Source organism: Zetaproteobacteria bacterium (assembly GCA_003696765.1).
Lineage (GTDB): Bacteria > Pseudomonadota > Zetaproteobacteria > Mariprofundales > J009 > RFFX01.
In genome coordinates this window covers 1-26,529 of the sequence record RFFX01000050.1, presented here as the reverse complement: position 1 = coordinate 26,529, position 26,529 = coordinate 1, and the positions used below count along the sequence as shown (strand labels likewise).

26 protein-coding genes and 1 pseudogene are annotated in these 26,529 nt (G+C 67.8%); 23 read left to right on the top strand and 4 right to left on the bottom strand.

Going from position 1 to position 26,529, the window contains the following annotated elements; genetic code table 11:
* The first annotated feature begins 4 nt into the window (after nt 1–4).
* From flgA to D6682_05130, 10 genes are all read left to right on the top strand, one after another.
* The gene (gene flgA / locus D6682_05175) at nt 5–715 is read left to right on the top strand and encodes a flagella basal body P-ring formation protein FlgA (GenBank protein ID RMH51145.1); all 711 of its coding nucleotides are present in this window, start codon (nt 5–7) and stop codon (nt 713–715) included.
* Complete coding sequence (locus D6682_05170) at nt 712–1,413, top strand: flagellar basal body L-ring protein FlgH (protein RMH51144.1); 702 nt, start codon at nt 712–714, stop codon at nt 1,411–1,413. The genes flgA and D6682_05170 overlap by 4 nt, the downstream gene beginning before the upstream one ends.
* 17 nt (nt 1,414–1,430) lie before the next feature.
* On the top strand, nt 1,431–2,531 hold the full coding sequence (locus D6682_05165; protein ID RMH51143.1) for a flagellar basal body P-ring protein FlgI: 1,101 nt from the start codon (nt 1,431–1,433) through the stop codon (nt 2,529–2,531).
* Nucleotides 2,531–2,938: a hypothetical protein gene (locus D6682_05160; protein RMH51142.1), complete on the top strand. Its 408-nt coding sequence runs from the start codon at nt 2,531–2,533 to the stop codon at nt 2,936–2,938. The genes D6682_05165 and D6682_05160 overlap by 1 nt, the downstream gene beginning before the upstream one ends.
* 2 nt (nt 2,939–2,940) lie before the next feature.
* The gene (gene flgM, locus D6682_05155) at nt 2,941–3,237 is read left to right on the top strand and encodes a flagellar biosynthesis anti-sigma factor FlgM (GenBank protein ID RMH51141.1); all 297 of its coding nucleotides are present in this window, start codon (nt 2,941–2,943) and stop codon (nt 3,235–3,237) included.
* On the top strand, nt 3,228–3,683 hold the full coding sequence (locus tag D6682_05150; protein RMH51140.1) for a hypothetical protein: 456 nt from the start codon (nt 3,228–3,230) through the stop codon (nt 3,681–3,683). The genes flgM and D6682_05150 overlap by 10 nt, the downstream gene beginning before the upstream one ends.
* On the top strand, nt 3,680–5,908 hold the full coding sequence (gene flgK / locus D6682_05145; protein RMH51139.1) for a flagellar hook-associated protein FlgK: 2,229 nt from the start codon (nt 3,680–3,682) through the stop codon (nt 5,906–5,908). Before D6682_05150 ends, flgK begins: the two co-directional genes overlap by 4 nt.
* Nucleotides 5,909–6,089: 181 nt before the next feature.
* The gene (locus D6682_05140; protein ID RMH51138.1) at nt 6,090–6,977 is read left to right on the top strand and encodes a hypothetical protein; all 888 of its coding nucleotides are present in this window, start codon (nt 6,090–6,092) and stop codon (nt 6,975–6,977) included.
* A gap of 215 nt (nt 6,978–7,192) precedes the next feature.
* Complete coding sequence (locus tag D6682_05135; GenBank protein RMH51137.1) at nt 7,193–7,438, top strand: carbon storage regulator; 246 nt, start codon at nt 7,193–7,195, stop codon at nt 7,436–7,438.
* Nucleotides 7,439–7,466: 28 nt separating this feature from the next.
* On the top strand, nt 7,467–7,916 hold the full coding sequence (locus D6682_05130; GenBank protein ID RMH51205.1) for a flagellar assembly protein FliW: 450 nt from the start codon (nt 7,467–7,469) through the stop codon (nt 7,914–7,916).
* A 13-nt stretch (nt 7,917–7,929) separates the two neighbouring features.
* Here D6682_05130 and D6682_05125 read toward each other — a convergent pair whose 3' ends face one another.
* The gene (locus D6682_05125) at nt 7,930–9,213 is read right to left on the bottom strand and encodes a DUF21 domain-containing protein (protein RMH51136.1); all 1,284 of its coding nucleotides are present in this window, start codon (nt 9,211–9,213) and stop codon (nt 7,930–7,932) included.
* 568 nt (nt 9,214–9,781) lie between these two features.
* Between D6682_05125 and D6682_05120 the strand changes: the two genes are divergently transcribed.
* The 5 genes from D6682_05120 (at nt 9,782) to D6682_05100 (ending at nt 14,626) form a co-directional block, all read left to right on the top strand.
* Nucleotides 9,782–10,168 carry an HU family DNA-binding protein gene (locus tag D6682_05120; GenBank protein ID RMH51135.1) on the top strand — a complete coding sequence of 129 codons (387 nt, stop codon included), beginning with the start codon at nt 9,782–9,784 and terminating at the stop codon, nt 10,166–10,168.
* A 546-nt stretch (nt 10,169–10,714) separates the two neighbouring features.
* Nucleotides 10,715–11,656, top strand: a complete 942-nt coding sequence (locus D6682_05115) for an ABC transporter ATP-binding protein (GenBank protein ID RMH51204.1) — start codon at nt 10,715–10,717, stop codon at nt 11,654–11,656.
* Nucleotides 11,653–12,363, top strand: a complete 711-nt coding sequence (locus tag D6682_05110) for a hypothetical protein (GenBank protein ID RMH51134.1) — start codon at nt 11,653–11,655, stop codon at nt 12,361–12,363. The genes D6682_05115 and D6682_05110 overlap by 4 nt, the downstream gene beginning before the upstream one ends.
* Nucleotides 12,354–13,937, top strand: coding sequence for a hypothetical protein (locus D6682_05105; protein ID RMH51133.1), 1,584 nt, complete (start codon nt 12,354–12,356; stop codon nt 13,935–13,937). Before D6682_05110 ends, D6682_05105 begins: the two co-directional genes overlap by 10 nt.
* Nucleotides 13,748–14,626: a DUF4340 domain-containing protein gene (locus D6682_05100; GenBank protein RMH51132.1), complete on the top strand. Its 879-nt coding sequence runs from the start codon at nt 13,748–13,750 to the stop codon at nt 14,624–14,626. The genes D6682_05105 and D6682_05100 overlap by 190 nt, the downstream gene beginning before the upstream one ends.
* On the opposite strand, the gene D6682_05095 is transcribed toward D6682_05100, so the two are convergent.
* A complete protein-coding gene (locus tag D6682_05095; GenBank protein RMH51203.1) occupies nt 14,623–15,810 on the bottom strand; it encodes a dicarboxylate/amino acid:cation symporter in 1,188 nt (395 codons plus the stop codon). The genes D6682_05100 and D6682_05095 overlap by 4 nt on opposite strands.
* 119 nt (nt 15,811–15,929) lie before the next feature.
* Here D6682_05095 and D6682_05090 point away from each other — a divergent pair.
* From D6682_05090 to D6682_05075, 4 genes and pseudogenes are all read left to right on the top strand, one after another.
* A pseudogene (locus D6682_05090) lies at nt 15,930–16,600 on the top strand (HAD-IIIA family hydrolase).
* Nucleotides 16,594–17,337 (top strand): 1-acyl-sn-glycerol-3-phosphate acyltransferase, encoded by a 744-nt coding sequence (locus D6682_05085; protein ID RMH51131.1) that lies wholly within the window; start codon nt 16,594–16,596, stop codon nt 17,335–17,337. Before D6682_05090 ends, D6682_05085 begins: the two are co-directional and overlap by 7 nt.
* A 28-nt stretch (nt 17,338–17,365) precedes the next feature.
* Entirely contained in the window at nt 17,366–18,049 is a 684-nt protein-coding gene (locus tag D6682_05080) for a TVP38/TMEM64 family protein (protein ID RMH51202.1), read from the top strand.
* Complete coding sequence (locus D6682_05075) at nt 18,046–19,476, top strand: dihydrolipoamide dehydrogenase (protein ID RMH51130.1); 1,431 nt, start codon at nt 18,046–18,048, stop codon at nt 19,474–19,476. The genes D6682_05080 and D6682_05075 overlap by 4 nt, the downstream gene beginning before the upstream one ends.
* A 28-nt stretch (nt 19,477–19,504) precedes the next feature.
* On the opposite strand, the gene D6682_05070 is transcribed toward D6682_05075, so the two are convergent.
* Nucleotides 19,505–20,119 (bottom strand): O-acetyl-ADP-ribose deacetylase, encoded by a 615-nt coding sequence (locus D6682_05070; GenBank protein ID RMH51129.1) that lies wholly within the window; start codon nt 20,117–20,119, stop codon nt 19,505–19,507.
* Between the two features lie 392 nt (nt 20,120–20,511).
* Nucleotides 20,512–20,943, bottom strand: coding sequence for an Hsp20/alpha crystallin family protein (locus D6682_05065; GenBank protein RMH51128.1), 432 nt, complete (start codon nt 20,941–20,943; stop codon nt 20,512–20,514).
* A 325-nt stretch (nt 20,944–21,268) separates the two neighbouring features.
* On the opposite strand from D6682_05065, the gene def reads away from it, so the two are divergent.
* The 4 genes from def to D6682_05045 all read left to right on the top strand — a co-directional run bounded on the left by def (nt 21,269) and on the right by D6682_05045 (nt 26,497).
* Nucleotides 21,269–21,796, top strand: a complete 528-nt coding sequence (gene def / locus D6682_05060) for a peptide deformylase (GenBank protein ID RMH51127.1) — start codon at nt 21,269–21,271, stop codon at nt 21,794–21,796.
* Nucleotides 21,793–22,749 (top strand): methionyl-tRNA formyltransferase, encoded by a 957-nt coding sequence (locus D6682_05055; GenBank protein RMH51126.1) that lies wholly within the window; start codon nt 21,793–21,795, stop codon nt 22,747–22,749. The genes def and D6682_05055 overlap by 4 nt, the downstream gene beginning before the upstream one ends.
* 16 nt (nt 22,750–22,765) lie before the next feature.
* Nucleotides 22,766–23,716, top strand: a complete 951-nt coding sequence (locus tag D6682_05050; protein RMH51125.1) for a 2-dehydropantoate 2-reductase — start codon at nt 22,766–22,768, stop codon at nt 23,714–23,716.
* Nucleotides 23,717–23,902: 186 nt separating this feature from the next.
* Nucleotides 23,903–26,497, top strand: a complete 2,595-nt coding sequence (locus D6682_05045; GenBank protein ID RMH51124.1) for a glycosyltransferase family 1 protein — start codon at nt 23,903–23,905, stop codon at nt 26,495–26,497.
* Nucleotides 26,498–26,529: the final 32 nt, after the last annotated feature.

The window sequence follows — 26,529 nt, the reverse complement described above, 5'->3', positions numbered from 1 at the left end:
CGGCGTGGGGCGCGGGGTGATGCGGCGTCTGCTGTTGCTGCTCGTCGGCGCGCTGCTGTTTCTGCCGGTGTGGGCGGAGGCGGCAGAAAATGCCGCCATGCGGTCGTTGCGTGCATTTTTTGCGGCCGGCGTGGCCCACGACGGCGCGGTGGCCGAGCTGGCCTCGGTCGATGCATTGCCGGATACGACCGGACCGCTGCGCTGGCGTCTGCCCCGCCTGCATCGCTTCCCCCGGCGTTTCTCCTTGATCGCCGAGGAGTTGCGTGCGCCCGGCAGCGGGGTGGTCACCCGGCGCTGGTTCGTTCCGGTGGAGGTGCGCTGGATGGCCGTGGTGGCGGTCGCCCGTCGGGACATTCCGGCACGAACCGTGCTTGACCCGAGCATGATGACGTTGCGACGGGTGGATATCGCCGGCCATGATGCCGGCTTCTCCTCGCTGGAGGCGGTCGACGGCCTGCGTCTGCTGCGTCGGCTCCGTCGGGGGGCGCCGCTCTTCCTCGCCGACACCCATCGTCTGCCGCTGATTCGGCGCGGCCAGCTGGTCACCATCGAGGCGCGTTTCGGCCCGGTGCAGGTGACCACCGTCGGCAAGGCGCTCCGCTCCGCGGCGCGGGGGGATCTGCTGCTGGTGGAGAATCTGCGCAGCAAGCGGCAGGTGGAGGGGCGGGTGATCAACGCCCGTACGGTGCGTGTGGTTTCGGGAGGAGCGGGATGATGGTGTCGAGGGTTGTCGTTTCCCTGATCGCGCTGCTGCTGGTCAGCGGCTGCATGCCGCGCGCCGCCAGCGTCACCAAGGATCCGAAACGACCGATCGTCGAGCAGGCGCTGCGTACGCCGATGGTCTCCCATACCGAGAAGGGGTCGTTGTGGAACAACGCCGGCTCACGCCTCTTCACCGACCCCAAGGCGTCGCGCGTGGGTGATCTGGTGACGGTGCTGGTGCAGGAGAAGGCCAGCGCCACCCGTTCGATGGGGACCAAGAAGGATCGGGCCACCAGCCACACCTCCGGCGTCAACGCCGCCTTCGGCCTCTCCACCTCCCTCTTCTCCAAGCGCAATCCCAACTTCTCCCCCGGTACGGCATTCGACGTGAGCAACACCAAGTCGTTCGCCGGCTCGGGCAGTACCAACAACTCCGACACCCTCATCGCCAGCGTGACGGCGGTGGTGGTCGAGGTCTATCCCAACGGCAATCTGCGCATCGAGGGGCGGAGGCAGGTGACCATCAACCAGCAGCCGCAGGAGCTCACCTTCTCCGGTGTGGTCCGGCCGCAGGACATCGCCTCGGACAACACCATCGCCTCCTCGAAGGTGGCGCAGGCGGTGATCAGCTACGGCGGCGGCGGCGAGTTGGCCACGGTGACCCACGAGGGGTGGCTGGGCCAGACGCTGGACGCCATCTGGCCGTTCTAGTGCGGGAGGGGAGGACGATGATGGTACGGTGGTTCGTGGTGATGGCGCTGCTGCTCCTGCCGCAGTGGGGAGCGGCGGAGCGGATCAAGGATCTGGCCACCATCGAGGGGGTGCGCAGCAACGCCCTGCTCGGTTACGGCATCGTGGTCGGCCTCAACGGCACTGGTGACAGCTCCAACTCGTCGCCCTTCACCATCAACAGCATCGCGGCGATGCTCGAGCGGTTCGGGATCAACATCCGCCAGCAGATCAGCAGCATGAAGCCGAAGAATGTGGCGGCGGTGATGGTCACCGCCGAGCTGCCGGCCTTCGCCCGGCCGGGGCAGACCCTCGACGTGACGGTCTCCAGCCTCGGGGATGCCAAGAGCCTGCGCGGCGGAACGCTGCTGCTCACTCCGCTCACCGCAGGGGATGGGCGGGTCTATGCGGTGGCGCAAGGGGGGATCTCCATCGGCGGCTTCACCGCCGCCGGCAAGGCGGCCTCGACCACCAAGGGCCATCCGACCGCGGGGCGGATCCCCAACGGCGCCAAGGTGGAGATCGCCGCGCCGAGGAGCATCCGTCCGAATCAGGAGAAGGTGACGCTTAGCCTGCGCGTGCCCGATTTCACCACCGTGATGCGGATGAAGAAGGCGATCGACCTCCACTTCGGCGCCGGGATGGCCCGTGCCGTCGATGCCGCCACGGTGGAGGTGTGGAATCCCAAGGGGGATGCCGTCTCCCTGATCGCCGAGCTGGAGCAGCTGGAGCTCAATACCGACCACAATGCGGTGGTGGTGGTCGATGAGCGGACCGGCACCATCGTCATGGGCGAGGAGGTGAAGATCGACAAGGTGGCGGTGGCCCATGGCAACATCAGCGTCACGGTGTCGGAGACGCCGCAGGTGTCACAGCCCAACGCCTTCAGCGGCGCCGGCGGCCAGACGCAGGTGGTCGATCGCACCGGCGTGCAGGTCAAGGAGGAGAAGGCGAAGCTGGTGGTGCTGCAGCGGCAGGTGACGTTGGCCAGCCTGGTCGATGCGCTCAACTCCGTCGGCGCCACCCCGAGCGATCTGATCGCCGTGCTGCAGGCGATCAAGGCGGCCGGTGCGCTCCACGCCGAGTTGCGGGTGCTCTGATGGATGCGCGGATGGATGCCCTGCATCATCGGATCGTCACGTCGCATCGGCCGGCGCCGCCGCCGCGTGAAGGGCGGGACGAGGGGCTGTGGCGTGTCAGCCTCCAGTTCGAGGCGCTCTTCCTGCAGCAGGTGATGAGCGAGATGCGCAAGTCGGTTCCGCAATCCGATGTTCTGCCGCACGGCTTTGCCGAGGAGAGCTACCGGTCGATGATGGATCAGGCGATCGCCGAGGCGGGGGGTCGGCGCGGCTCGCTGGGGATCGCCGCCACCATCTATGCGCAGTTGAAACAGCGTCGGGACGGCGCGGAGGTGGCGGGCAAGGCGGTGGCCGAGGCGTCGAAGAGCCTGCATGAGGCGGCTGCTGCGCAGTACCGCGCGCTGGCCGCCAAAGGGGAGGTGGAGTGATGGTGCGGATCACGGGATTGGGATCGCCGGCCTCGCCGGTACAGGGCAGCCGCAGCGGCAAGGGCAAGGCGACGGGCAAGGCGCGGGGCGGTGGGCGTGGCCGCGATCAGGTCAAGGTGGCCGACGCCGCCTCGCTCCATGAGCGGGCCCGCGTGTTGCTGGCCGATCTGCCCGAGGTGCGGTTGGAGCGGATCGAGCAGATCCGCGACGCGCTGGAGCAGGGCACCTTCGAGATCGACGAACGGCGGGTGGCGGCGCGCATCGTGCGCAACGCTCTGGCGGAGCGGTCATGGAGCTGACCATCGATCGCGCCTCCCTTGTCGCCGGGCTTCGCGCCCATCTTGAGGAGATGGAGCGGTGTGCCGCCGAGCTGGAGGAGATCCTGCTGCAGGAGGAGGATGCGGTGCGCCGGTTCGACGGCGCTGCCCTGCTCGATCTGTGCGGGATGCGCGCCGCCTGCCGCGACAGGATGGCGAGGCTGGAGGGGTCGCTCCGCCGGCTGTTGGGCGATCATGGTGTGGCCGGAGCGCTGCCGCTCTCCCGCCTGCTCGACGAGGTGGCGGCGGATGAGGAGTTGAAGGCGCTGCGGCGCCGGCTTCATCGGCGGATGGAGGCCCTGCAGCAGCGGCTCGACGAAGAGCGGTTGCGCATCAAGGCGGCCGCCGATGTCACCACCAACCTGCTGCAGGGCATCGGCATGCTCAGGAAGCCGCAGACCTACCGCCGCGACGGCATCGCACCGTGAGCATCACCAGCGCGCTGAATATCGGGGCCACCGCCCTGACCACCCAGCAACAGGCGATGGATGTGCTGGCGCACAACATCGCCAACGTCAACACGCAAGGCTATTCGCGCCAGCGACCGATCCTCTCCTCCGCTTCGCCGGAGCAGCGCGGCGGCTTCGTCTTCGGCCGCGGGGTCCAGATGGCGGAGATACGCCGTCAGGTCGACCTGGCGATCCAGCGTTCGTTGGGCAACAGCGCGGGGCAGAAGGCGATGTGGACCCAGATCACCCAGGCGCTGACCGCGGTGGAGAGCGCCTTCGGCAGCCTGGGTGCCACCGGTCTGGCCGCCTCGTTCGACCATTTCTTCGCCTCGTGGCAGCAGTTGGCCAACAATCCGCAGGATACGGCGCAGAAGGCCAACGTGCAGATCGCCACCCAGGAGCTGGTCACCACCCTGACCAGCATGCGGGCTCAGCTGCGCACCGAGCAGATCAACCTCGACGGCCAGATCGACACCAAGCTGGCCGACGTCAACCTGTTGCTGGATCGAATCGCCTCGCTCAACACCCAGATCGTGCGCAAGGAGACGAGCAAGAGCGTGGTGGGGCCTGCCAACGACCTGCGTGATCAGCGGGAGCAGGCGTTGCAGGATCTTGCGGCATTGATTCCGATCCAGCGGGTGGACAATCCCGACGGCAGTTCGCTGGTCCAGACCCCGGGCGGGGATCTGTTGGTGCAGGACGGTCTGGCCCACCATCTGGTGCGCGGAACCACCTTCACCACCAATGGATTTCACGAGATCGCGCTGGACAGCGCTCCGGCGGTGCCGCTCTCGGGGATGGCACAGAGCGGAACGGTCGGCGGGATGATCGAGGTGCGGGACAACCGCTATCAGGTCTACATCGACCAGCTCGACAGCATCGCCAGGAATCTGATCTTCTCCGCCAATCAGATCTACAGCAACGGATCGACCCCCATCCGTGGATCGACGATGATCTCGGGGCAGGCGTCGCTGGTGTCGACCGCCGCCCGCCAATCCACGATCAAGGCGTTGCAGAGCGTGTCGCATCCCACGGCTGCGCTGGTCGACTCCGGTCTGCCTGCGGCGTCCAAGATCAAGAGCGGCAGCTTCGAGATCTATCTGCGGGACTCCACCGGGGCGCAGATCAACACCACGCCGCTGACCATCACCATCGATCCGACGGTGACGGTGCTGGACGACAGCGCCGCCCATGGGGGGGTGGCCACGACCGCCAGCGTGGTCGGCCTGATCAACCAGGCGGTGGCCAACTACAACGCCGGGGTGACCGCCCCCAATCCGACCATCTCGCTCACCGCCAGCACCAGCGGCGGGGTGTTGCAGCTTGCCGCCACCGGCGGTCAGACGGTGGGGTTGGCCAACGACAGCAGCAATCTGCTCTCCGCACTCGGGATGACCAGCTCCCTGCTCGGCACCTCCGGGGTGCCGTTCGCCAATCAGATCAAGGCGGGCAGCTTCAAGATCCACATCTACGACTCGGCTGGGACGCCGATCAATCCGGGCGGGCTGACCATCACCATCGACCCGGCGGTCCTCAAGCTCGACGACAGCGCCGACAACGGCGGCACGGCGACGACGGCCAGCGTGGTCGGCCTGATCAACCAGGCGGTGGCCAACTACAACGCCGGGGTGACCGCCCCCAATCCGACCATCTCGCTCACCGCCAGCACCACGGCCAACGGCGAGCTGAAGCTGGTCGCCGGCAACGGCCAGACCATCGGCTTCTCCGACGACACTTCCAACTTCCTCGCCGCCTACGAGATCAATGCGCTGTTTCATGGTGCCGACGGCGCCGATCTTGCTCTCGACAGCACGGTGGCGGCCAACAGTGACCGGATCAACATCGGCACCATCGATTCTACTACATCCAAGATCTTTGCTGCCGATAATCAGACTGCTTCGGCGATGTTCGCGTTGCAGCAGACCAAGGTGTCGGTCGACGATACGACGCCGCAGAGCCTGCACAGCCGCTACTCCGATCTCTCTGCGCAATACGGCATCGACGTGGCCAACGCGCAGCGCAACCAGACCTATCGTTCGGCCGAGTACGACTCGCTGACCAGCCAGCGCAACTCGATCTCCGGGGTCAACATGGATGAGGAGTTGATCGAAATGCTCAAGTTCCAGCGTGCCTACCAGTCGTCGGCCAAGGTGGTTCAGATCACCAACCAGATGCTCGATGCGCTGATGGGGTTGATCCGGTGAGGGCAGGCTGCTGCGGCACCGTTCCCGGCCGGGAGGGGAGTGTTCCGATTCCGGTCTCGATCGCCAAGCGAAACCGTAGGGTTGCAAGCGTTGGCTTCGATTTTGCGCGGTACGCCGAGGCCGCGGATGCCGGCTCTTGCTCGGCCGTGTCATGGACGAAGGGTTGGGGGTCTGATCTGCGATGAGCGTCCGCATCTCTTCGGTACAGCCCTACAACAACCTGTTGCAGGGGATCAACCGCCAGACGGAGGCCCGAACCAAGGCCAACGCCAACATCGCCGCCGGCACCCGCTTCCAGACACCGGCGCAGGCGGGGCTGGACTACAAGATCTCGCTCGACCTGCGTCAGATGCGCAAGGTGGAGACCAATGCCATCACCGCTGCCGGTGTGGCGGAGTCCCGCCTTTCCGCAACGCAGGTGGCGTTGATGGATATGGAGCGGCTGCTCTCCCGCGCCCAGGTGCTCGCCGTCCAGCACGCCTCGGCCAATGTGGCCGGCACCCATGCCGCCGCCGCGGTCGAGGTCAAGCACCTGCTCGACCAGGCGGTACAGGATGCCAATCAGCAGTTCGAAGGGCAGTATCTCTTTTCGGGAACGGCGACCGATACCCAGCCGTGGACGGTCAACCTCTCCACCGGCACCAGTACCTACAACGGCAGCACCAACGCCCGCACGGTGCAGATCACCGAAACCCAGACAGTGGTGAGCAACGAGCTGGGCAACGACCCCGCCTTCCAGGATACCTTCAACGCCTTGATCAAGCTCTACAACGGGTTGAACAACTCCGATCAGGCCCAGATCCAGTCGGCGCTGGGCGATCTGAACACCGCGCGCGACGAGGTGGTGAAGCTCGACACCAGCGCCGGGGCGAAGCTGGCGGCGTTGCGCAAGATCAAGACCGCCCACGAAGAGATGAAGGCGGCGCTCGACAAGCGGATCAACACCCATGAGGCGGTGGACATCCCCAAGCTGGTCTCCGATATCCAGTTGACCGACGTCGCTCTGCAGGCGAGTTACAAGCAGGTGGCGGCGATGAGTTCGCTCAGCCTGGTCAACTTCCTGCGCTGACGTGGACGGCGGCCGGGTGCGGGGATGAGCGTGCGGCGCCCCCCTGCGTTGCGGCAGGCGGCAGCAGTCGGGTATGTGCGAAGGCCGCAGGCGGTCTGCGCGTCGATCGCCGTCGAGCAAAAAGTCCATGGACGGACTTGTTGCGATTCCATCATTGCGGCCACGGGCGGCCGCGCGAAAAGCCCATGGACGGACTTGTTGCGATTCCATCCTCCATGATGGTGGTGCGCCGCAGGGTCGGCGAGGCGATCCGGATCGACGGGCGCATCCGGGTGGTGGTCCAGGAGGTGCGGCACGAGTATGTGGTCCGCCTCGGTATCGACGCCCCGGCGGAGATCCCGGTACATCGGCTGGAGATTTTCGAGCAGATCAGAAAGGAGAACAGGGCAGCGAGCGGATCCGGTGTGATGGCGTGGCTGCAGCGTGGAGAGGGCCATGATAGCGACAGAAGAGAGAAGTGACCGGTTGGAGCGGGGAGCGCATACCCCGATGGCGGAAGGAGCCTCCTCCGAAGCGGGAAGCTATTACTTCCCCCAGGGGTTGGCCGGCTTTCCCGACGATCAGCACTTCGCGATCATCTATCCGGGGCACGGCGACTACGTCTGTCTGCAGTCGTTGAGCAACGTCGAGGTGGCGTTCGTGCTCACGCCGTGGGATCAGGAGCGGCTGGGGCTGCCGCCGGCGCTCAGTCCGGAGGAGATCCGGCTGCTCCGCCTGCGTCCGGGCGACGTGCCGATCTGGATGCTGGTGCTCAACCCCTTTGTCGATGCCGAGTGGGTCACCGCCAACCTGCGGGCGCCGATCGTGATCAACGAGCGTACCCGACTGGCGCTGCAGTACATCCGGGCCGAGGAGTATGCCATCCGCTTCCCCTGGGTGCGGCAGCCGCGGGGCGGGGGAGCCGACGCTCCCGATCGGGGTGAGGCGGCGGCCGGCTAGCGGCGTCGCGCCGTCAGGGCTCCCTCTCCTCCTTCGTGGCCGCGTCGTCGTCCCGCGGCCGGCGCTGGATGCGGACCCGCTTGATCCAGCGATGGTCCATGCTCAGCACCTCCAGCCGGGCGTCGTCGGTCGCCAGGCAGACCTTGCCGTCGGGGAAGCTGCCCAGCACCTCCATGATCCATCCGCCGATGGTGGTCGCCCCCGCCTCCGGCAGGGCGATTTCCATCTGCTGGTTGACCTCGTGCAGGCTGGCGGTGGCGGCGACGACGTAACTGCCGTCGGGCTGCGGCCAGATCCCCGCTTCGGTCGGGATGTCCGATTCGTCCCGGATGTCCCCGACGATCTCCTCGATGATGTCCTCCAGCGTGATGATGCCGTCGATGTCGCCCAGTTCGTCGACGACGATGGCCATGTGTTCGTGGTTGCGCTGGAAGTCGAGCAGTTGGGCCAGCGCGCTGCGGCAGTTGGGCACGAATGTCGGCGTCTTCCAGGTGGTGGCGCGGGCCAGCGATGTCTTGTGGTGCCGCAGCTGGAACAGCGTGCGCAGGTGGATGATGCCGATGATGTGGTCGCGGTCGTCGAGGAAGACCGGGTAGCGTGAGTGGGGGTGCTCCAGCGCGGTGCGCAGGCAGTCAGCCACGCTTTTGTTGCCGTCGAGCAGGATCATTTCGGTGCGCGGCGCCATGATCTGCTTCACCGGGATGGTGTGCAGCAGCAGGCTCTGGCCGAGCATCTGCTCCCGGGCCCGATCGAGCATGCCGCTCTCCGCGCTCAGGTCGATCATCGCCGCCAGCTCCTGATGGCTCAACACCGGCCGCTCCTCCCCCTCGGGAACCTGGAAGAGGCGGCGCATGGCGCTGGTGATCAGCAGGAGGATCCGCAACAGCGGGCCGAACAGCCACTGCACGGCGCGCATCGGCGCGGCCACCCGACAGCTGATCGCTTCGGCGTGGGCGACGGCGATGCTCTTGGGCAGAATCTCGGAGAAGATCAGCACCAACAGGGTCATGGCCACGGTGGAGTAGAGGATGCCGGCATCACCGAACTGGCGCACGAAGATGGCGGTGGCCAGGGCCGAGGCGGCGATGTTGACGAAGTTGTTGCCCAGCAGGATGGTGGCCAGCATCTTCTCCGGCCGGCTGAGCAGCGCCTCGGCGTGGTGCGCGCCGCGGTTGCCCTGTTTGCGCAGCATGCGCAGCCGCACCCGGCGGGCCCGGGTGAGCGCGGTCTCCGAGCCGGAGAAGAAGGCGGATGCGACCAGCAGCAGGAGCAGCAGGGCGAGCATCAGGGGGAGCATGGTTGATGGAAATGCAAAAAGTCCCTCCGTGGACTTTTTGGCTTCACGGCGGTCGAAAAAGCGCGGTTTTCGATCGCCTTACAAAACCGTCGGTTGCATGCGCAACCTCCGGTTTTGTGCGACCGTCCTGGCCGCCGCAAGGCGCACCGCCTTCATACCGTGCACACGCAATCTGCCAGAGGCGGAGGGGTCCGTCCATGCTGCGGGTCTCGGCGATGATCCCCGACATACTCATGGTCAGGGCCGTCGTCGGGCGTCCGGCGCGCACTCCCTCCCTTGCGACGGTGCTCGGGGGGGCGCAGGGGTGCGTTGGCCAACTCGTTGGGCGGTATATTATTTTCTTCCTCTCCGCTGTACACATGTTGCAGGATCTGGCTGCAACGCTCCTGGAAGCATCTTCGGCGCAACAAGGGAGTGCGGCATCGACGGTTGACGCCCCTCCCCACGCGGTGGAGCATCGCGTTGCCGGCGGTCTGGTTTCCCTGGGGGAGCCTGGGTTCCGGCTGGTGCGCGGCCATGGAGGGACGCCGCTTCGATTTCCATCGGGCAATCGTGTCCATGGAGGGGCATGTTGCGCGATCCAAGGGAGGTGTCACTTATGGGCAGACGAATGAAGCAAGGATTGGTGATTGCATCGGCGCTGCTTCTGCTCTCAAGCGGATCGGCGTCGGCGATGGGAGACAAGGAGCTGGCCAGGGCGATGGCCAAGCGGAGCGGTCTGAGCGTGGAACAGGCTGAGGCGGCGCTGGCTGCATTCAAGTCCGTCGTAGTGACGCAGGTCAAGAGCGGTGATGCGGTGCGGTTGAAGGGATTCGGCAAGTTCACCATGCAGGAGCGCAAGGCGCATACGGGGCGCAACCCCAGGACGGGGGAGAAGATGACCATTCCGGCGCGGAACGTGCTCCGCTTCAAGCCGTTCCAGGCGGTGAAGGAGCAGCTCAATCCGAAACAGTGATGGTTTCGCAAGAAACCATCATCGCGGCGTTGGCGTGCCGCGTTTTTCGCTCCCCGGCACGCGGTGGGGAGACGGGGTTGGGGTGCGGTCGGGCTGAGTGCCGGGTGGGCATTGCGGCCGGCGATCGGAGAGGGAAGAGGGCAAAAGGCTGACGGAGCGGTTGCAAACGAGCTCGGGGCGGACTGCCCCCCCGTGCCGGCAGGCCCCGGGCGCCGTTCCGCCCCCCCTCCCTCCTCTTCCGCCGCCGGCGCTTGATTCGGAGGCTTCCCTTCGGCATGCGCAGCCGGTGTATGGCTGATGGTTTCCCAAGAAATCATCATCGCGGCCAGGACGGCCGCGCAAAACGGGAGCTTGCGCATGCAAGCGACTGTCTTGTAAGGCGATCTAAGACTGCGCTCTTCGATCCCCGTCAAGCAAAGAGTCCAAGGACGGACTTTTTGCGATTCCATCATGGCCGTGGGCCGCATCTCCTCTCCGAAGGGGATGAGGGCGGTTGCGGCGGGGGCGACCCCCGGTAACATTCGCCCGCCGATGGCGCACGATGTGATGATCCAGGCCGATGCATTGTCGCGCAAATACGGGGATCGTTTCGCGGTGCGCGATCTCTCCTTCTCCATTCGGCGCGGCGAGGTGATGGGGCTGCTCGGCCCCAACGGCGCCGGGAAATCGACCACCATGAAGATGCTCTCCTGCTACCTGCCGCCCTCCTCGGGCAGCGCGCGGGTCGGCGGCGTGCCGCTCGACGATGCCATGGCCGTGCGGCGGCAGATCGGCTACCTGCCGGAGAACGCGCCGGCATGGGGGGATCTCACCGCGCGCGATCAGCTGCTCTTTATCGGCCGTATGCAGGGGCTGGAGGGGGGCACGCTGCGCGACCGGGTGCGCGAGATGGCCGCCGTCTGCCGCATCGAGGAGGTGCTCCACCGGCGCATCGATGAGCTCTCCAAGGGGTACCGTCAGCGCGTCGGCCTGGCCGGCAGCATGCTGCACGACCCCGATCTGCTGATCCTCGACGAGCCGACCACCGGGCTCGACCCCAACCAGATCGCCGAGATCCGCCAGTTGATCCGACGGCTGGCCGAGCGCAAGACGGTGCTGCTCTCCTCCCACATCCTCTCCGAGGTGGAGGCGGTGTGCGATCGGATGATGATCATCGACCGCAGCGAGCTGCGGGCCATCGGGACCGCAGCCGAGCTGGCCGCGCAGGCCGGCGGCGGCGCGCTGCTCCATGCGGTGGCGGTCGATGTGGCGGCGGAGGCGCTCACCGCCGCGCTGCGGCAGCGGCTGCCCGATCTGCGTATCGATTGCCGCGAAGAGGAGGGGCGGCTGCTGCTGGAGCTGGCCTGCGACGATCGCGAGGCGCCGCTGGCCGCCACCTTGTTCCGCGCGGTGGCCGATGCCGGCGGCGTGCTGCTCGAGATGCGGCCTGTGCGCGCCTCGCTGGAGGATGTCTTCCACCGGCTGACTGGAGAGGGATCGTCTTCATGAAGCGGGTATGGGTGCTCGCCGCCCGTGAGTTGCGGGTGGCCATCGATACGGCGCAGGGGGCGGTGGTGGCGATCGCCTTCCTGCTGGCCTGCGGCTTCTTCTTCGGCAACAGCCTCTTCCTCATGGGTCAGGCGGAGATGCGCGGCTTCTTCGGCGTGATGCCGCTGCTGCTGATGTTCTTCGTTCCGGCGATGGCCATGCGGCTGCTCGCCGACGAGTTGCGCGGCGGTACCTTCGAGCTGCTCGCCACCATGCCGGTGAGCTCGCTGCAGCTGGTCGTCGGCAAATATCTGGCGCTGCTGCTGCAGTTGCTGCTGCTCTTCGCGCTCACCCTGCTTTATCCGTGGTCGCTCTCGCTGCTCGGCGATCCCGACGGCGGCCGCATCGCCGCCGGTTACCTGGCGGTGGCGTTGCTCTCCGCCGGTTATGCCGCCGTGGCCCTCTACGCCTCCTCCCTCACCCGCCACGCCATGGTCGCCTATATCATCGGATTTTCGCTGCTCTTTGGTTTCTACCTGTTGTCGCAGGCGGCGCTGACCCTGCCGCCGGAGGTGCAGGACTGGCTCGGCATGGTGCTGCCGCTGCCCCACTACCGGGCTATGTTGCGCGGGGTGATCGGGCTGGAGGATGCCGCCTACTTTCTGGTCATGACGCTGCTCTTCCTGGCGTTGACCGTCTTCCAGCTGGAGCGCAGGCGATGGCGGTGAACCGGCAGGCCGACGGCCGCGTGGTCATCCGTCGTCGGGCGTGGGCCACGCTGGCGCTTTTCGTGCTGGCGCTGGTCGCGCTCTACGCCGCGGCGTGGACCGCCCACCTCCGCTTCGACTGGACCGAGGATGGGGTCTACACCCTCTCCGACGCCACCCGCGCGGTGCTGCGCCGAGTCAAGGAGCCGGTACGCATCCGCGCCTACATCACCAGCGGCCTGCCGCAGCCCTACGGCGCGCTGCGCCGCTTCATCACCGACATGCTGGCCAGCTACCACGACGCCGCGCCCAACATCAGCTACGAGGTGATCGACCCCGATCGCGACAGCAGCGCTGCGGCGGCGCTGGCCGCGATGGGCATCCCCCGGGTGCAGGTGCAGGTGGTGGAGGACGATCAGGCGCAGATCAAGCAGGGCTACATGGCGCTGGTGGTCGAGTATCTCGACAAGAAGGCGACCATCCCGGTGGTGCAGAGCGAATCGGGCTTCGAGTACAACCTTACCCGCCGGATCAAGCAGGTGACCGGCAGCGGCAAGCGGACCATCGGGGTGATGGAGGATGACGGCGCGATCCCGCTCGACCGCATGGGGCGGCTGCGTCAGTTGGCCGGGGACGACTACCGCTTCGAGGTGGTCCACCCCGAGCGCGAGGCGCTGCCCGAGGATCTCGCCGCGTTGATCGTCGCCGGCGCCACCAAGCCGCTCTCGACGCTGGCCCGCTACCGCATCGAGCAGTTGCGCCTGCGCGGCGGCGGGCTGCTGGTGCTCGCCGGCAACGCCGTGCCGCAGCTCGATCTCGGTTTCCGCGTCCAGCCGGTCGATCGCTACGCCAACGACTGGCTGCGCGACGATCTCGGTGTGGTGGTCCGCCCCGGGCTGGTCTTCGACCGCGACGCCGGCCGGGTGATGGTCAACCAGCGGCAGGGGATCTTCATGTTCCGCTCGGCGGTCGACTACCCCTTCATGCCGGCGATCCACGACCTCAATCCGACGCATTCGCTCACCCGCGGGCTGCGCGAAGTGGCGATGCCCTTCGTCTCGCCGCTGATCTGCAGCGAACAGGCGCACGACTGTACGGTGTTGATGCGCAGCAGCCCCGCCTCGGCGGTGCAGAACGGGCCGCCGTTCGATGTCGATCCGCTGCGCAGGATGGCCCCCCTCTTCGCTGGCGTGCAGCGATCGCCCCAGGTGGTGGGGGTGGCGCTCGGCGGCCCGCTGCAGGCGCGGCTGGCGCCGCCGAAGGAGGGGCTGACCGATGCCGAACGCAAAGCGACGCGGCCGAAGCGGCGCGACGCACAGCGGGTGGTGGTGCTCGGCGCGCCGGCGCTGTTTGAGGATACCTTCATGGATGGCGACAACACCCTCTTCGCCCTCAACGCGCTCGATTGGGTGGCGGGCAACGAAGGGTTGATCGCGCTGCGGGCGCGGCAGGTGACCCAGCGGCCGCTGGCCAAACTGGATGGCGACGCCCGCGCGATGTGGAAGGTGGTGTGGATCTTCCTGCTGCCGCTGCTGGTCGGGATCGCGGCTGTTGTGCGCTGGCGCTGGCGGCTGCGCGCGGGGACGGTGGTGTGAAGCGCTACCTGGCCATCGCGGCGGTGATCATCATCGCCGGCGGGCTGGCCTGGCACCAGGCGCAGCGGCCGGCGCGGGTGCTCGATGCCGCCAGCAGCGCGGTGGTCGCCTCGTGGCCGACGCTTACCCCGGATGAGGTGGCCTCGATCACCATCAACCACGGCGGGGCCACCGTCCGGCTGCAGCGTGCGGGGAAGGGGTGGACGGTGCGCGACCGCTACGGCGCGGTGGCGGCCAACAGTGATCTGGTGACGCGGCTGCTGCACGATCTGCGCGACATGCGGCCGCAGCGGGTGGTGACCCGCAACCCCGACTACTTCCAGCGCTTCCGCGTCGCCGATGGTGGTGACCGCCTCACCCTGAAGGGGAGCGGAGGGCGCGTGTTGCTCGACCTGCTGGTCGGTAAGCCGGGCAGCGATTTCGTCTCCACCCATGTGCGTCGTGCCGACAGCCAGGCGATCGTGCTGGTCGACCGCTCGCTCGGCTGGCAGGTGGGGCGGGCGGCGAAGAGCTGGCGCGCGCCGAAGCCTGCCGCAGGCATGCCCGCGGGTAAGGAGAAGGGGGAGAAGAAGGCTGCGGCGGACGCTTCTGCGCCCACGGCCGGCGGGAAGATGCCGGGGGAGAAGAGGCGCGCGGTTGGAAAAGGGGCCGGGGAGAAGCGCGCAGCCCCGGCCGCCTCGAAGCGCTAGTCCGGAGAAGCGGCCGCCGCGCCGAGCATCCGGCCGACCACCGCCGCCCCGCAGGCGTCGCCCATGACATTGATGGTGGTGCGACAGCGGTCGAGAAACCAGTCGATGGCCAGCAGCAGCCCGATCCCCTCCAGCGGCAGGCCGACCGCCTCCAGCACCATCACCATGGTCACCAGCCCCGCCTCGGGGATGCCGGCGGCGCCGATGGCGGCCATCGCGGCGGTGACCAGCACCACCAGCTGCTGCCCCAGCGACAGATCGATGCCGTAGGCCTGGGCGATGAACAGGGCGGCGACCGCCTCGTAGAGCGCGGTGCCGTCCATGTTGATGGTCGCCCCCAGCGGCAGCACGAAGCGGCGGGCGCGCCCGTCGACGCCGGCGGCCTCCACCCCCTCCATGGTCAGCGGCAGGGTGGCGCTGGAGGAGGCGGTGGAGAAGGCGGTGAGCAGCGCGGTGGCGATGTGGCGCAGGTAGCCGACCACCGGGCGGCGGGCGAGCAGGGCGAGCAGGATCAGCAGCAGGCAGGCGTGCAGCAAGAGGCCGCTGATCACCGTCGCGGCGTAACGCGCCAGCCCGGCGAGCTGGGCGGCGAAGGCCGCGCCGCCGCCGGCCTCGCCCAGCCTGGATGCGATCAGGGCGAAGACGCCGACCGGCGCCAGCACCATCAGCCAGTGGACCATCACCATCATCGCGCTGTTCAGGCTGTCGAACAGGGCGATCAGCGGGCGGCCGCGCGCACCGATGGTGGTCAGCGCGGCGGCGAAGAGCAGGCAGAAGAGGATCAGCGGCAACAGCTTCATCTTCGCCGCCGCATCGATGATGTTGGGGTGGACGAAGGAGAGGATGATCTCCCGGATGCCGATTTCGTGCGCGGCGGCGGGCGCATGGTGGCCGGTGCCCAGCGGCACGCCGACCCCCGGCTGCCACAGGTTGGCCATCAGCAGTCCGATGGAGACGGCGAGGAAGGTGGTGGTGACATAGTAGCCGATGGTGATTCCGCCCAGCCGCCCGAGCTTGCGCACATCGCCCAGCGCGGTGATGCCGCTGATGATGCTGGCGGCGACCAGCGGCACGATCAGCATCTTCAGCGCGGTGAGGAAGAGCTGGCCGATCCAGGCGATGGCGCGCATCTGCGGCCCCCACAGGGTGCCGGCGACCGCACCGGCGACGATCGCCGCGGCCATGGCGACGAGCAACCGCCGTTCGTGGTTCACTTGGCCCTGGCCTTCGGCGCGTTGGCCTCTCCGGTCGGCAGCGGCGGCGTGGCGGGAGGAGGGGGGCGATGATGCGGCATGGCCGTATCATGGCCCGCCGCGTTCCGGATGTCATCGAACGGGTGACTTCGCACGGTGCGTTCGTAGCCTCGCGACTGACGATTCCAGATTGCAACGGAGGTGCGGCGATCACACAGCGGCAGACGACCCGGTGGGATGCGGTGATCCTCGATCGCGACGGGGTGATCAACTACGACTCGGCCGACTACATCCTGACGCCCGAGCAGTGGATTCCGGTGCCCGGCGCGCTGGAGGCGATCGCCCGGCTCCACCGCATGGGCATCCCGGTGGCCGTGGCCAGCAACCAGTCGGCGGTGGGCAGGGGAATGATCGATCGGGCGCAGTTTGGGCGCATCCGCAGCCGGATGGAGCAGGCCGTCGCCGAGGCCGGCGGCCGGATCGCCGCCTCCGCCTACTGCTTCCACGGTCCCGATGTGGCTGCGACTGCCGCAAGCCCAGGCCCGGCCTGGTGGAGCAGGTGCTGGCCCGGCTCGGCACCCCACCTGCGCGCACCATCATGATCGGCGATTCGCTGCGCGACATCGAGGCGGCGCGGGCGGCGGGTGTTGCCGCCGCACTGGTGATCAGCGGCCACCACGAGGCCGAGCCGCTGATTGCACGGGTCCACGCGCTCGATCCGGCCATTCCCGTCTTCCCCGATCTGGCCACGGCCATCGATCGGCTCTTTCCGCCGTGCTGATCCTGCGCTCGGCGCTGTTCAACCTCGCCTTCTTCGGCGTGACGCCGCTCTTTTCGCTGGCGCTGCTGCTGGTGCGGCCCTGGGGCATGGGGCCGGCGTGGCGCGTGGCGCGCGGCTGGAGCGCCACCGTCCTGTGGCTGGCGCGCGCGCTCTGCGGCATCCGCCTGCGCATCGAGGGGCGGGAACACTTCCCCGACGGCCCCTGCGTGGTGGTGGCCAAGCATCAGTCGGCGCTGGAGACGATCGCCATGCCGCTGCTGGTGCCGCCCTATGTCTGGGTGCTCAAGCGGATCCTGCTTTACATCCCCTTCTTCGGCTGGGCGTTGTGGGCGATCGACACCATCGCCATCGACCGCGGCACCCCGAGGCAGGCGATCAAGCAGCTGCTGGTCGAGGGCAGCCGGCGGCTGGCCGACGGCCGCTGGGTGGTGATCTTCCCCGAAGGGAGCCGCAGCCGGCCGGGGGAGAAGCTGCCCTACCGCCCCGGCGGGGTGATCCTGGCGCAGAAGGCGCGGGTGCCGCTGCTGCCGCTGGCGCTGGACAGCGGTCGCTGCTGGCCCAAGCGGGGCTTTATCAAGCGGCCGGGGCTGGTCACCTTCCGCTTTCTGCCGCCGATCGACGCCGACACCGTCGCCGCCGCCAGGCGCGACGAGCTGCTGGCTCAGATCGAGCAGCGGATCGAGGAGGAGTGCCACGCCCTGCTCGGCCGTAACGATTCCGGCGGCGAACCGACTTAGGGGCATGCACCGCCCACTTCCGCGCACCATGCTCCGGCTTTCGCCCCTGCTGCTGCTGATCGGCACCGCCCTGCTCGCCGTCCACTTCGATCTGCTCCGGCTGCTCACCTTCCAGTCGCTGGCCGAACACCGCCGGCTGCTGCTCGACTGGATCGCCGCGCGACCGCTGCTTTCCGCCGCCTGTTATCTGCTGCTCTACATTGCGCTGGTGGCGCTCTCCCTCCCCGGCGGGCTGGTGATGACCATCGGCGGCGGTTTCCTCTTCGGCGCCTGGCTCGGCGGGGCGCTGGCCGTGACCGGGGCGACACTCGGCGCGACGGTGATCTTCCTCGTCGCCCGCAGCTCGCTCGGGGTGCTGCTGCAGGAGCGGGCGGGGCCGGCGGTGGAGCGGATGCGGCGCGGCTTCGCCGGGAACGCCTTCCACTACCTGCTGGTGCTGCGGCTGGTGCCGCTCTTTCCCTTCGTGCTGGTCAATCTGGTGCCGGCCTTCCTCGGGGTGCCGCTGCGCACCTACTTCTGGGCGACGCTGATCGGCATCACCCCTGCGACCTTCATCTTCGCCACCGCCGGCAGCGGGCTGGGGGCGGTGTTCGATCGCGGCGGGTCCTTTTCGCCCGCCTCGGTGCTCACCCCGCAGATGATCGCCGCCCTGTGCGGGTTGGCCGTGCTGGCGCTGCTGCCGGTCGCCTATCGCAGATGGAGGGTACAATGAGCACAGAGACGATCGAGACCGACATCTGCGTCATCGGCGGCGGCTCCGGCGGGCTGTCGGTCGCCGCCGGCGCCGTGCAGATGGGGGCGCGGGTGGTGCTGATCGAGCGCGGTGCCATGGGGGGCGACTGCCTCAACACCGGTTGTGTGCCGTCGAAGGCGCTGCTTGCCGCCGCCCATACGGCGCAGAGCGTGCGCGATGCGGGGCGGTTCGGCATCGAGGCGGGGGAGCCGCGCACCGACTGGGGGCGGGTGCACGACCATGTCCACGAGGTGATCGCCGCCATCGCCCCCAACGATTCGGTCGAGCGGTTCGAACGGCTGGGGGTGCGGGTGCTCCAGGCTGATGCCTCCTTCGTCGACGGGCGTACCGTGGCGGCGGGGGAGGCGCGGGTGCGGGCGAAGTACTTCGTCGTGGCCACCGGCTCCGCCCCCTTCGTGCCGCCGATCGAGGGGCTGGAGGAGGTGGCCTTCTTCACCAACGAGAACATCTTCGACAACCGGGAGCCGATCGACCACCTGCTGGTCGTCGGCGGCGGGCCGATCGGCATCGAACTGGCCCAGGCCCATCGGCGGCTGGGGGCGCGGGTGACGGTGCTGGAGGCGGCGCGGCTGTTGATGAAGGACGACCGTGAGTGCGCGCAGGTGGTGATCGAGCGGCTGCGCCGTGAGGGGATCGTCTTCTACGAGGGAGGGCGCGATCTGCGGCTGGCGCGGAGCGGGGAGGGGGCGATCGAGGTGCGCTGCGCGGCGGAGGCGGGCGAGGTCTGCGTCACCGGCTCCCACCTGCTGATCGCCACCGGCCGCCGGGCCAATGTTGCCGGGCTCAATCTGGAGGCGGCGGGTGTGGCCTACGATGGACGCGGCATCACCGTCGATGGACGGCTGCGCAGCAGCAATGCGCGCATCTACGCCGTCGGCGATGTCGCCGGCCCCTACCAGTTCACCCACATGGCCGCCTATCAGGCGGGGATCGTCCTGCGCAACATCCTGTTCAAGCTGCCGGCGAAGGTCGACTACCGCGCGGTGCCGTGGGTCACCTACACCGATCCCGAGCTGGCCCATGTCGGCATGCGGGAGGCCGATGCCCGGGATCGGGGGATCGACGCCCGCGTGCTGCGGCTGCCGCTGGCCGAGAACGACCGGGCGCAGGCCGAGCGGCGCAGCGAGGGGCTGATCAAGGTGGTGGCCACGCGCGGCGGCCGCATCCTCGGCGCCACCATCGTCGGCCAGCACGCCGGCGAGCTGCTTCAGCCGTGGGTGGTGGCGGTGGCCCGGGGGATGAAGATCGGCGCGATGGCCTCGGCGATCGCCCCCTATCCGACCCGGTCGGAGGCGAGCAAGCGGGTCGCCGGCAGCTTCTTCAGCGACAAGCTCTTCTCGCCGACCACGCAGCGGCTGGTGCGCTGGCTGCTGCGGTTGTCGTGACCGGCTGCGCGGAGGAGGGGCGGTCTCTTCAGCTCTGCATCATCGCCCGCTGCAACGCCGCCTCCACCGCGTCGTCGAAGGCGACGAAGAACACCCGCTCGACGGCGCAGGAGGGGTGCCCGCGCAGGAAGGCGCGCACACTCTCCACCGCGATCTTCGCCGCCCGGTCGACGGGGAAGCGGTAGACACCGCAAGAGATGGCCGGAAAGGCGATCGAGCGGATGCCGTGCGCATCCGCCAGGGCCATGCAGTTGCGGTAGCAGTCGGCGAGCAGCCCCGCCTCTCCCCGCATACCGCCGTGCCAGACCGGGCCGACGGTGTGGATCACGTATCGCGCCGGAAGGCGATGGCCGCTGGTGATCCTTGCCTCGCCGGTGGGACATCCGCCCACTCTACGGCACTCCTCCAGCAACCCGGGGCCGGCCCGCCGGTGGATGGCGCCGTCTACGCCGCCTCCTCCGAGCAGCGTTGTGTTGGCGGCGTTGACGATCGCATCCACATGCAGGGTGGTGATGTCACCCCGAATGATCTCGAGTGCGGTGCGGTGCAATTGTTGATGGAATCGCAAATGGTGGAATCGCAAAAAGTCCGTCCGTGGACTTTTTGCTTGACGGGGATCGAAGAGCGTGGTCTTCGATCCCATTACAAATCAATCGGTTGCTTACGAAGGCTCTTGATTTGCGCGGCTCTCCTGGCCGCGGATGCCGGCTTCATGCGAAGCCGTCATTGTTGATGGAATCGCAAAAAGTCCATCCGTGGACTTTTTGCTTGACGGCAATCGAAGAGCGCGGTCTTCGATTGCCTTACAAATCCTTCGCTTGCATACGCAAGCTTCGGCTTTGCGCGGCCGTCCTGGCCGCGGATGCCGACTTCTTGCGAAGTCGTCATTGTTCAGTGTTCAGCGCTCTCATCTCCGGTCGGGGCTGGATCATGGCAATAGATCGGCGGAGCGCAAAAAACATGGGCGTGGATCCCCACGCCCATGTCGGCGCGGCGCGGCTGCGCCACGATGTCGGCTTTCGCGAGAAGCCGGGATCAATGGATGGTGATGGCCCGCGCCTTGGCGCTCTCACGCTTGGGCAGCCGGATCTCCAGTACGCCGTTCTTCATCGTGGCATGCACCTTGTCGGTGTCGATGTTGTTGGGCAGGCTGAAGCTGCGGGAGAATCTGCCGTAGCTGCGCTCGATGCGGTGGACGTTGTCCTCGTTGACGTCCTTCTCATAGCGCCGCTCGCCGGAGATGGTCAACACCCCTTCCTTGATCTCGAGGTTGACCTCCTTTTTCTCCAATCCGGGCAGTTCGGCCTGCACCAGCAGCGCATCGTCGGTTTCGCGGATATCGACCGCCGGCACCCATACATCGGACTCATGGGTCATCGTCGCGAACGGCGTTCCGTCGAACAGGCTGCTGAGTTGACGGTTGAGTTGTTCCAGCTCCTGCCATGGTGTTCTGCGCAACAGCGTCATCGTTTCCTACCTCCTTGCATCGTTTGTCGCTTCCAGGAGAGTTGGGCGGGTACTCCCAATCTCCTTGTATCTCCGGTACCTGCCTTGCAGGACCGGATCTCTGCGGTGGGTGGCCGCAGTGGATATCGCCCTCTTGCGGGTTCATCCACTCTATAGGGACACTTCCGGTGAAAATCAAGGGGGACCGGCAGGCTGTGCGGGAGCTCCGGCCCGGAGTGGCGGTTCGGGAGGGCGGGGGTGATCCCGTCGCAAAGGCTCCCTCCATGGCCGCCTCGATGCGGCATCGGTGGATGGACCGGGAGGCCCTTCCGCCTAGGATTGGCCCATGGCCGTCCGTCCCATTCTGATCTATCCCCATCCCGCGCTGCGCAAGGTGAGCGCCCCCATCGCCGATCCGACGGCGCCCGACGTGCGGCGACTGGCCGACGATCTGGCCGAGACGATGTACGACGCCCCCGGCGTCGGCCTGGCCGCCCCCCAGATCGGGGTCCACCGACGCATCGTGGTGACCGACATCGCCTGGCGGGAGGAGGGGGCGGAGCGCGATCTCCATGTCTGGATCAACCCCGAGATCCTCTGGCGGAGCAGCGAGGAGCGTCCCTTCGAAGAGGGGTGTCTCTCGATTCCGGACACCTTTGTCGAGGTGCTCCGTCCGGCGGCGGTCGCCGTGCGTTGGCAGGATCTGCAGGGGGCCACCCACGAGGCGGAATACGACGGCATGATGGCCACCGCGCTTCAGCATGAGTTCGACCATCTCGATGGGCGGCTTTTCATCGATCTGATCAAACCGGTGAAGCAGAAGCTGCTCAAGCGGAGATTGAAGAAGCGGGCGCAACGCGAGGGACGCCATTGAGAGGGCGTGCGCGGGTGGTCTTCGCCGGTACGCCCCAGTTCGCCCTGCCGACGCTGGAGATGCTGTTGCGCCATCCGTCGGTCGATCTGGTCGGTGTGGTCAGCCAGCCCGACCGGCGTCGGGGGCGGGGGATGCGTCTGTCGCCGTCGCCGGTCAAGCAGGCGGCATGCAAGGCAGGCATCGATTGCATCACCCCCGCCGCCCTGCGTGACGACGAGGCGTCGCTCGCCTGGTTGCGGGCGAAGCGGCCGGATCTGCTGGTGGTGGTCGCCTTCGGCATGCTGCTTCCCCGTCCGTGGCTGGAGGCGCCGGCGATCGCGCCGGTCAACCTCCACGCCTCGCTGCTGCCGCGCTGGCGGGGTGCTGCCCCCATCGAGCGGGCGCTGCTGGCCGGTGATCGCACCACCGGTGTCTCGCTGATGCGCATGGAGCAGGGGCTCGATACCGGTCCGGTCTACGCCCGGCGACGTTGTCCCATCACCGGGCGGACCACCGGGGAGGCGCTGCGCCGACGGCTGGCCGGGCTCGCCGCCGGGTTGCTCGCCGACGAGCTGGATGGTCTGCTTTCGGGTGGGCGCACCCCCGAGCCGCAGCCGGAGGAGGGGGTCTGCTACGCCGCCCGGATCCGTCCGGAGGAGCGCAACATCGACTGGAGCGGCCCGGCCCGTATGGTCGATCGGGTGGTGCGCTGTTTCGCCTTGAGTCCGGGTGCGCGCTGCCGCATCGTCGGAGGGCCCTCCGCCGGCAGGTGGCTGAAGGTGCTCGACGGCCTTCCCGGAGAGGGGGGGCGGCCTGCTGGGAGGGCCGTGCCGACCAGGGAGGGGGCGCTGGAGGTGGGCTGCGGCGGCGGTGGGGTGTTTCGCATCACCCGGCTGCAGCCGGAGGGACGGGCGGCGATGGATGCGGCCGCGTTCTGCAACGGCCTGCGTGGGGAGGCGTTGCAGTTGGGATGAGTATGTGGGGATGAATATGGGCTCAGCGGTTCCCGGTGCGGTGGCCGTCGCCGGGGCAGGGGCGGTCGGCTGCCACTACGGCGCGCAGTTGCTGCGCGGCGGTGCCAAGGTGCGTTTCCTCGCCCGTGGTGCGCAGTTGCAGGCGCTCAAGCGCGACGGGCTGATCCATCGTACTGGCGGGGAGGAGCGCCATTACCGGGTGGAGGCGGTCGGCACACCCGAGGCGCTGGCCGATTGCTCCGTCTGGCTGCTTTGCTGCAAGACCACCGGGCTGGCGGCGCTGCTCGATCAGATCGCCCCCTTCGTCGACCGCGACGCCCTGTTGGTGACGCTGCAGAACGGGGTGCGTGCCGGCGAGATCACCGCCGGACGCTTCCCCGGCTGGGCGGTGGCGGTGGCCAGCGCCTTCATCGGTGCGCGCATCGAGCGCCCCGGCGTGGTGCTCCACTCCGCCGCCGGCCATATCTCCCTGGCCCGCTGGCAGGGCGACCATCCGGCGATCGGGCCGTTGCTCGCCTGCTGGCGGGCGGCGGGCACCGAGGCGCGGCTGGTCGCCGACGGCCGGCTGATGCTGTGGCGCAAGATGGTGTGGAACTGCGGCTTCAACGCCATTTGCGCCATCACCCGGCGCTACGCCCGCGCGGTGGCCGAGGATTCGGAGCTGGCCGCCGTCGCCGAGGCGGCGATGGGTGAGTTGGTGCGCGTGGCCAATGCGCAGGGCATCGCGCTGACCGGGGAGGATGTGGCGCGCAACATGGCGGTGACCCGGGAGATGGGGCCGGTCAAGCCCAGCGCCTGGCAGGATCTGGAGCGTGGCCGCCCGACCGAAGTGGCCGATCTCAACGGCGAGGTGGTGCGTTCTGCCCGGGCATGCGGGCTCGATGCCCCGGTCAACCGGACGTTGACCGCGCTGCTTCTGGCCCTGCAGCGGGATGCGGCTGGTGACGTGGGGCGGCCCGCCGGCTAGTTTCCCGCTCGGGTGCGTGTCCGGAGCGGGGCTCGCTCCGGCGGGCGGGGCGCGGTTTGACGGTGAGCAGGGAGCTCCATCGTGGCCGGGGAGGGCCGCGCACATCCGGAAGTTTCCAGTGCAACCGGTGGATCCGGTCGGTGAGGAGAAGGGGGGCGCCCTTCGATCCGCCCGGACCACACGTCCATGGAGGGACCTTTTGCGATTCGAACATTGAACAAGGCGCAGAGCACCAGCTACCACCTGCAGATCCGTCCGCGCATTCCCGAGGCGCTCTCCCGTATGGAGGAGATCGCCGACGACATGTGGTTCTCCTGGAACCACAAGGCACGGGCGCTGTTCCACCAGATCGATCACGTGTTGTGGAACCTGACCGGCCACAACCCCCGCCTCTTCCTGCGCAGGGTGAGCCAGCGGCGTCTCGACGAGGTGGCCGCCGATCGCGCCTTCCTGTCGCAGTTCCACAGCGTGTTGGCCGACTACGACTCCTACCGTCATGTCGAGCATCAGTGGTTCAACCGGCAGTACAACGGTGACGGGATTCATTACTGCATCGCCTACTTCTCCGCCGAGTTCGGCCTGCACGAGTCGCTGCCCATCTACTCCGGCGGGTTGGGGATTCTCGCCGGGGACCACTGCAAGTCGGCCAGCGATCTGGGGCTCCCCTTCACCGCCGTCGGTCTGCTCTACCGCAAGGGCTACTTCACCCAGGAGATCGACATCCACGGCAACCAGATCGCCATCGATCTCCCCTCCCGCTTCGAAGATCTCTGCATCGAGCCGGCGCGGGACGAGCAGGGGGACACGCTCTTCGTTCCGGTCGAGCTTCCCGGGCGGACGCTCCATCTCAAGGTGTGGCAGGTGCGGGTGGGGCACATCCGCATGCTGCTGCTCGATGCCGACATTCCGGCCAACAGCGACGAGGATCGCGCCATTACCTACCAGCTCTACGGCGGAGGGATCGAGAACCGCATCCGTCAGGAGATCTGCCTGGGCGTCGGCGGGGTGCGTGCGCTGCGCAGGATGGGGATCGCGCCGACGGTGTGGCACCTCAACGAGGGGCATGCCGCCTTCGTCTCGCTCGAACGGATCCGCGAGCTGCACGCCGAGTCCGGGTTGGAGTTCGATGTCGCGCTGGAGGCGGTGGCCGCCTCCACCATCTTCACCACCCACACGCCGGTGCCGGCCGGGCACGACATCTTCCCGCCGGAGCTGTTCGACACCTACATGGGCCACTACGCCGAGAAGATGGGCATCACCATCGAGCGGCTGCGCGCGCTCGGCTCGGGTGATTTCGGCCACGGCGACTATGGCTTCAACCAGACGGCGCTGGCCATCCACACTTCGGCCTTCCAGAACGGCGTGGCCAGGCTCCACGGCGAGGTCGCCTCACGGATGTTCCAGCAGGTCTGGCCGGAGATCACCCCGAAGGAGAACCCGGTCACCTCGGTGACCAACGGCGTCCATCTCACCACCTGGCTGGCCCAGGAGTGGATCAACGCCTTCGATCTGCAGTTCGGCGGCCGATGGCGCAGCCACTTCATGGACCGGGAGTTCTGGGACTGCATCCACGAGATTCCCGATTCGATGTTCTGGGGGATCCAGAACACCAACAAGCAGCGGATGCTCAACTACATCCACGAGCTGTTGCGCCGGCAGGCGGAACGCAACGGCGAGAGCGCGCAACTGGTGCAGGAGATGACCCGCCACTTCGACGGTCGGGCGCTGGTCATCGGCTTCGCCCGGCGGTTTGCCACCTACAAGCGGGCGACGCTGCTCTTCCACGACGAGGCCCGTCTGGCCGAGATTCTGAGCGACGAGAGCCGGCCGGTGCTCTTCCTCTTCGCCGGCAAGGCCCATCCGGCGGACGAGCCCGGCCAGGCGCTGATCCGGCGGATCCACCAGTTGTCGCGCAAGCCGGAGTTCCTCGGCAAGATCCTGATGCTCGAAGGTTACGACATGACCCTGGCGCGCTACCTCCTCTCCGGTGTCGACATGTGGCTCAACAACCCGCGCCGGCCGATGGAGGCCTCCGGCACCTCCGGAATGAAGGCGGCGATGAACGGCGCGCCCAACCTGAGCGTGCTCGACGGCTGGTGGCCGGAGGGGTATGCCGGGGACAATGGCTGGGTCATCGGCAGCGAACGCGACATCGAGGATCCCGAGCTGCACGACGCCGAGGATTCACGCTCGCTCTACCACGTGTTGCAGCATGAGGTGATCCCCACCTACTACCAGCGCAACGAGCAGGGCTACTCGGAGAAGTGGGTCTACACCTGCAAGCGGGCGATGATCGAGAGTATTCCACGCTTCAACACCCATCGCATGGTCGCCGAGTATACCGAGCGGTTCTACATCCCCGCCTCGCGCCACGGGCGGGAGATGGTCGAGGGGGCGTTCGCCCGAGCACGGGCGCTGGCCGCCTGGAAGCGGAAGGTGCGGGCCAGCTGGCCGCAGGTCGCGATCGAGCCGGCCGATGCGATGCCGCGCGAGACGGTGTGGCGCCATGGGGAGTCGATCACCTTCCGCATCCGGGCCCATCTGGATGGGCTCGATCCGGAGGATGTCCGGGTCGACGCCATCCTGCTGCGCCCTTCGCTGCACAAGCTCTCCGGTCTGCGCCACCACGGCACCATCCCCTGCGCCCACGTCGGGGAGGGGATCTTCGCCGGAGATATCACTCCCGAAGACAGCGGGGATTACGAGCTGCGCTTCCGCATCTACCCCACCCATGAGGATCTCCCCCATCCGATGGCCATGGGGATGATGAAGTATCTCTAGTCTTGATCGAATCGCAAAAAGTCCGTCCGTGG

What these genes read in the sequence shown, in the direction of transcription:
- D6682_05170 (RMH51144.1), top strand. Translation starts at nt 712, where the DNA reads ATGATGGTGTCGAGGGTTGTCGTTTCCCTGATCGCGCTGCTGCTGGTC.
- D6682_05165 (RMH51143.1), top strand. Translation starts at nt 1,431, where the DNA reads ATGATGGTACGGTGGTTCGTGGTGATGGCGCTGCTGCTCCTGCCGCAG.
- D6682_05160 (RMH51142.1), top strand. Translation starts at nt 2,531, where the DNA reads ATGGATGCGCGGATGGATGCCCTGCATCATCGGATCGTCACGTCGCAT.
- D6682_05150 (RMH51140.1), top strand. Translation starts at nt 3,228, where the DNA reads ATGGAGCTGACCATCGATCGCGCCTCCCTTGTCGCCGGGCTTCGCGCC.
- D6682_05140 (RMH51138.1), top strand. Translation starts at nt 6,090, where the DNA reads ATGAGCGTCCGCATCTCTTCGGTACAGCCCTACAACAACCTGTTGCAG.
- D6682_05135 (RMH51137.1), top strand. Translation starts at nt 7,193, where the DNA reads ATGATGGTGGTGCGCCGCAGGGTCGGCGAGGCGATCCGGATCGACGGG.
- D6682_05130 (RMH51205.1), top strand. Translation starts at nt 7,467, where the DNA reads ATGGCGGAAGGAGCCTCCTCCGAAGCGGGAAGCTATTACTTCCCCCAG.
- D6682_05125 (RMH51136.1), bottom strand. Translation starts at nt 9,213, where the DNA reads ATGCTCCCCCTGATGCTCGCCCTGCTGCTCCTGCTGCTGGTCGCATCC.
- D6682_05120 (RMH51135.1), top strand. Translation starts at nt 9,782, where the DNA reads ATGTTGCGCGATCCAAGGGAGGTGTCACTTATGGGCAGACGAATGAAG.
- D6682_05115 (RMH51204.1), top strand. Translation starts at nt 10,715, where the DNA reads ATGATCCAGGCCGATGCATTGTCGCGCAAATACGGGGATCGTTTCGCG.
- D6682_05110 (RMH51134.1), top strand. Translation starts at nt 11,653, where the DNA reads ATGAAGCGGGTATGGGTGCTCGCCGCCCGTGAGTTGCGGGTGGCCATC.
- D6682_05105 (RMH51133.1), top strand. Translation starts at nt 12,354, where the DNA reads ATGGCGGTGAACCGGCAGGCCGACGGCCGCGTGGTCATCCGTCGTCGG.
- D6682_05095 (RMH51203.1), bottom strand. Translation starts at nt 15,810, where the DNA reads ATGGCCGCGGCGATCGTCGCCGGTGCGGTCGCCGGCACCCTGTGGGGG.
- D6682_05080 (RMH51202.1), top strand. Translation starts at nt 17,366, where the DNA reads ATGCTCCGGCTTTCGCCCCTGCTGCTGCTGATCGGCACCGCCCTGCTC.
- D6682_05075 (RMH51130.1), top strand. Translation starts at nt 18,046, where the DNA reads ATGAGCACAGAGACGATCGAGACCGACATCTGCGTCATCGGCGGCGGC.
- D6682_05070 (RMH51129.1), bottom strand. Translation starts at nt 20,119, where the DNA reads ATGGGATCGAAGACCACGCTCTTCGATCCCCGTCAAGCAAAAAGTCCA.
- D6682_05065 (RMH51128.1), bottom strand. Translation starts at nt 20,943, where the DNA reads ATGACGCTGTTGCGCAGAACACCATGGCAGGAGCTGGAACAACTCAAC.
- def (RMH51127.1), top strand. Translation starts at nt 21,269, where the DNA reads ATGGCCGTCCGTCCCATTCTGATCTATCCCCATCCCGCGCTGCGCAAG.
- D6682_05050 (RMH51125.1), top strand. Translation starts at nt 22,766, where the DNA reads ATGGGCTCAGCGGTTCCCGGTGCGGTGGCCGTCGCCGGGGCAGGGGCG.
- D6682_05045 (RMH51124.1), top strand. Translation starts at nt 23,903, where the DNA reads ATGGAGGGACCTTTTGCGATTCGAACATTGAACAAGGCGCAGAGCACC.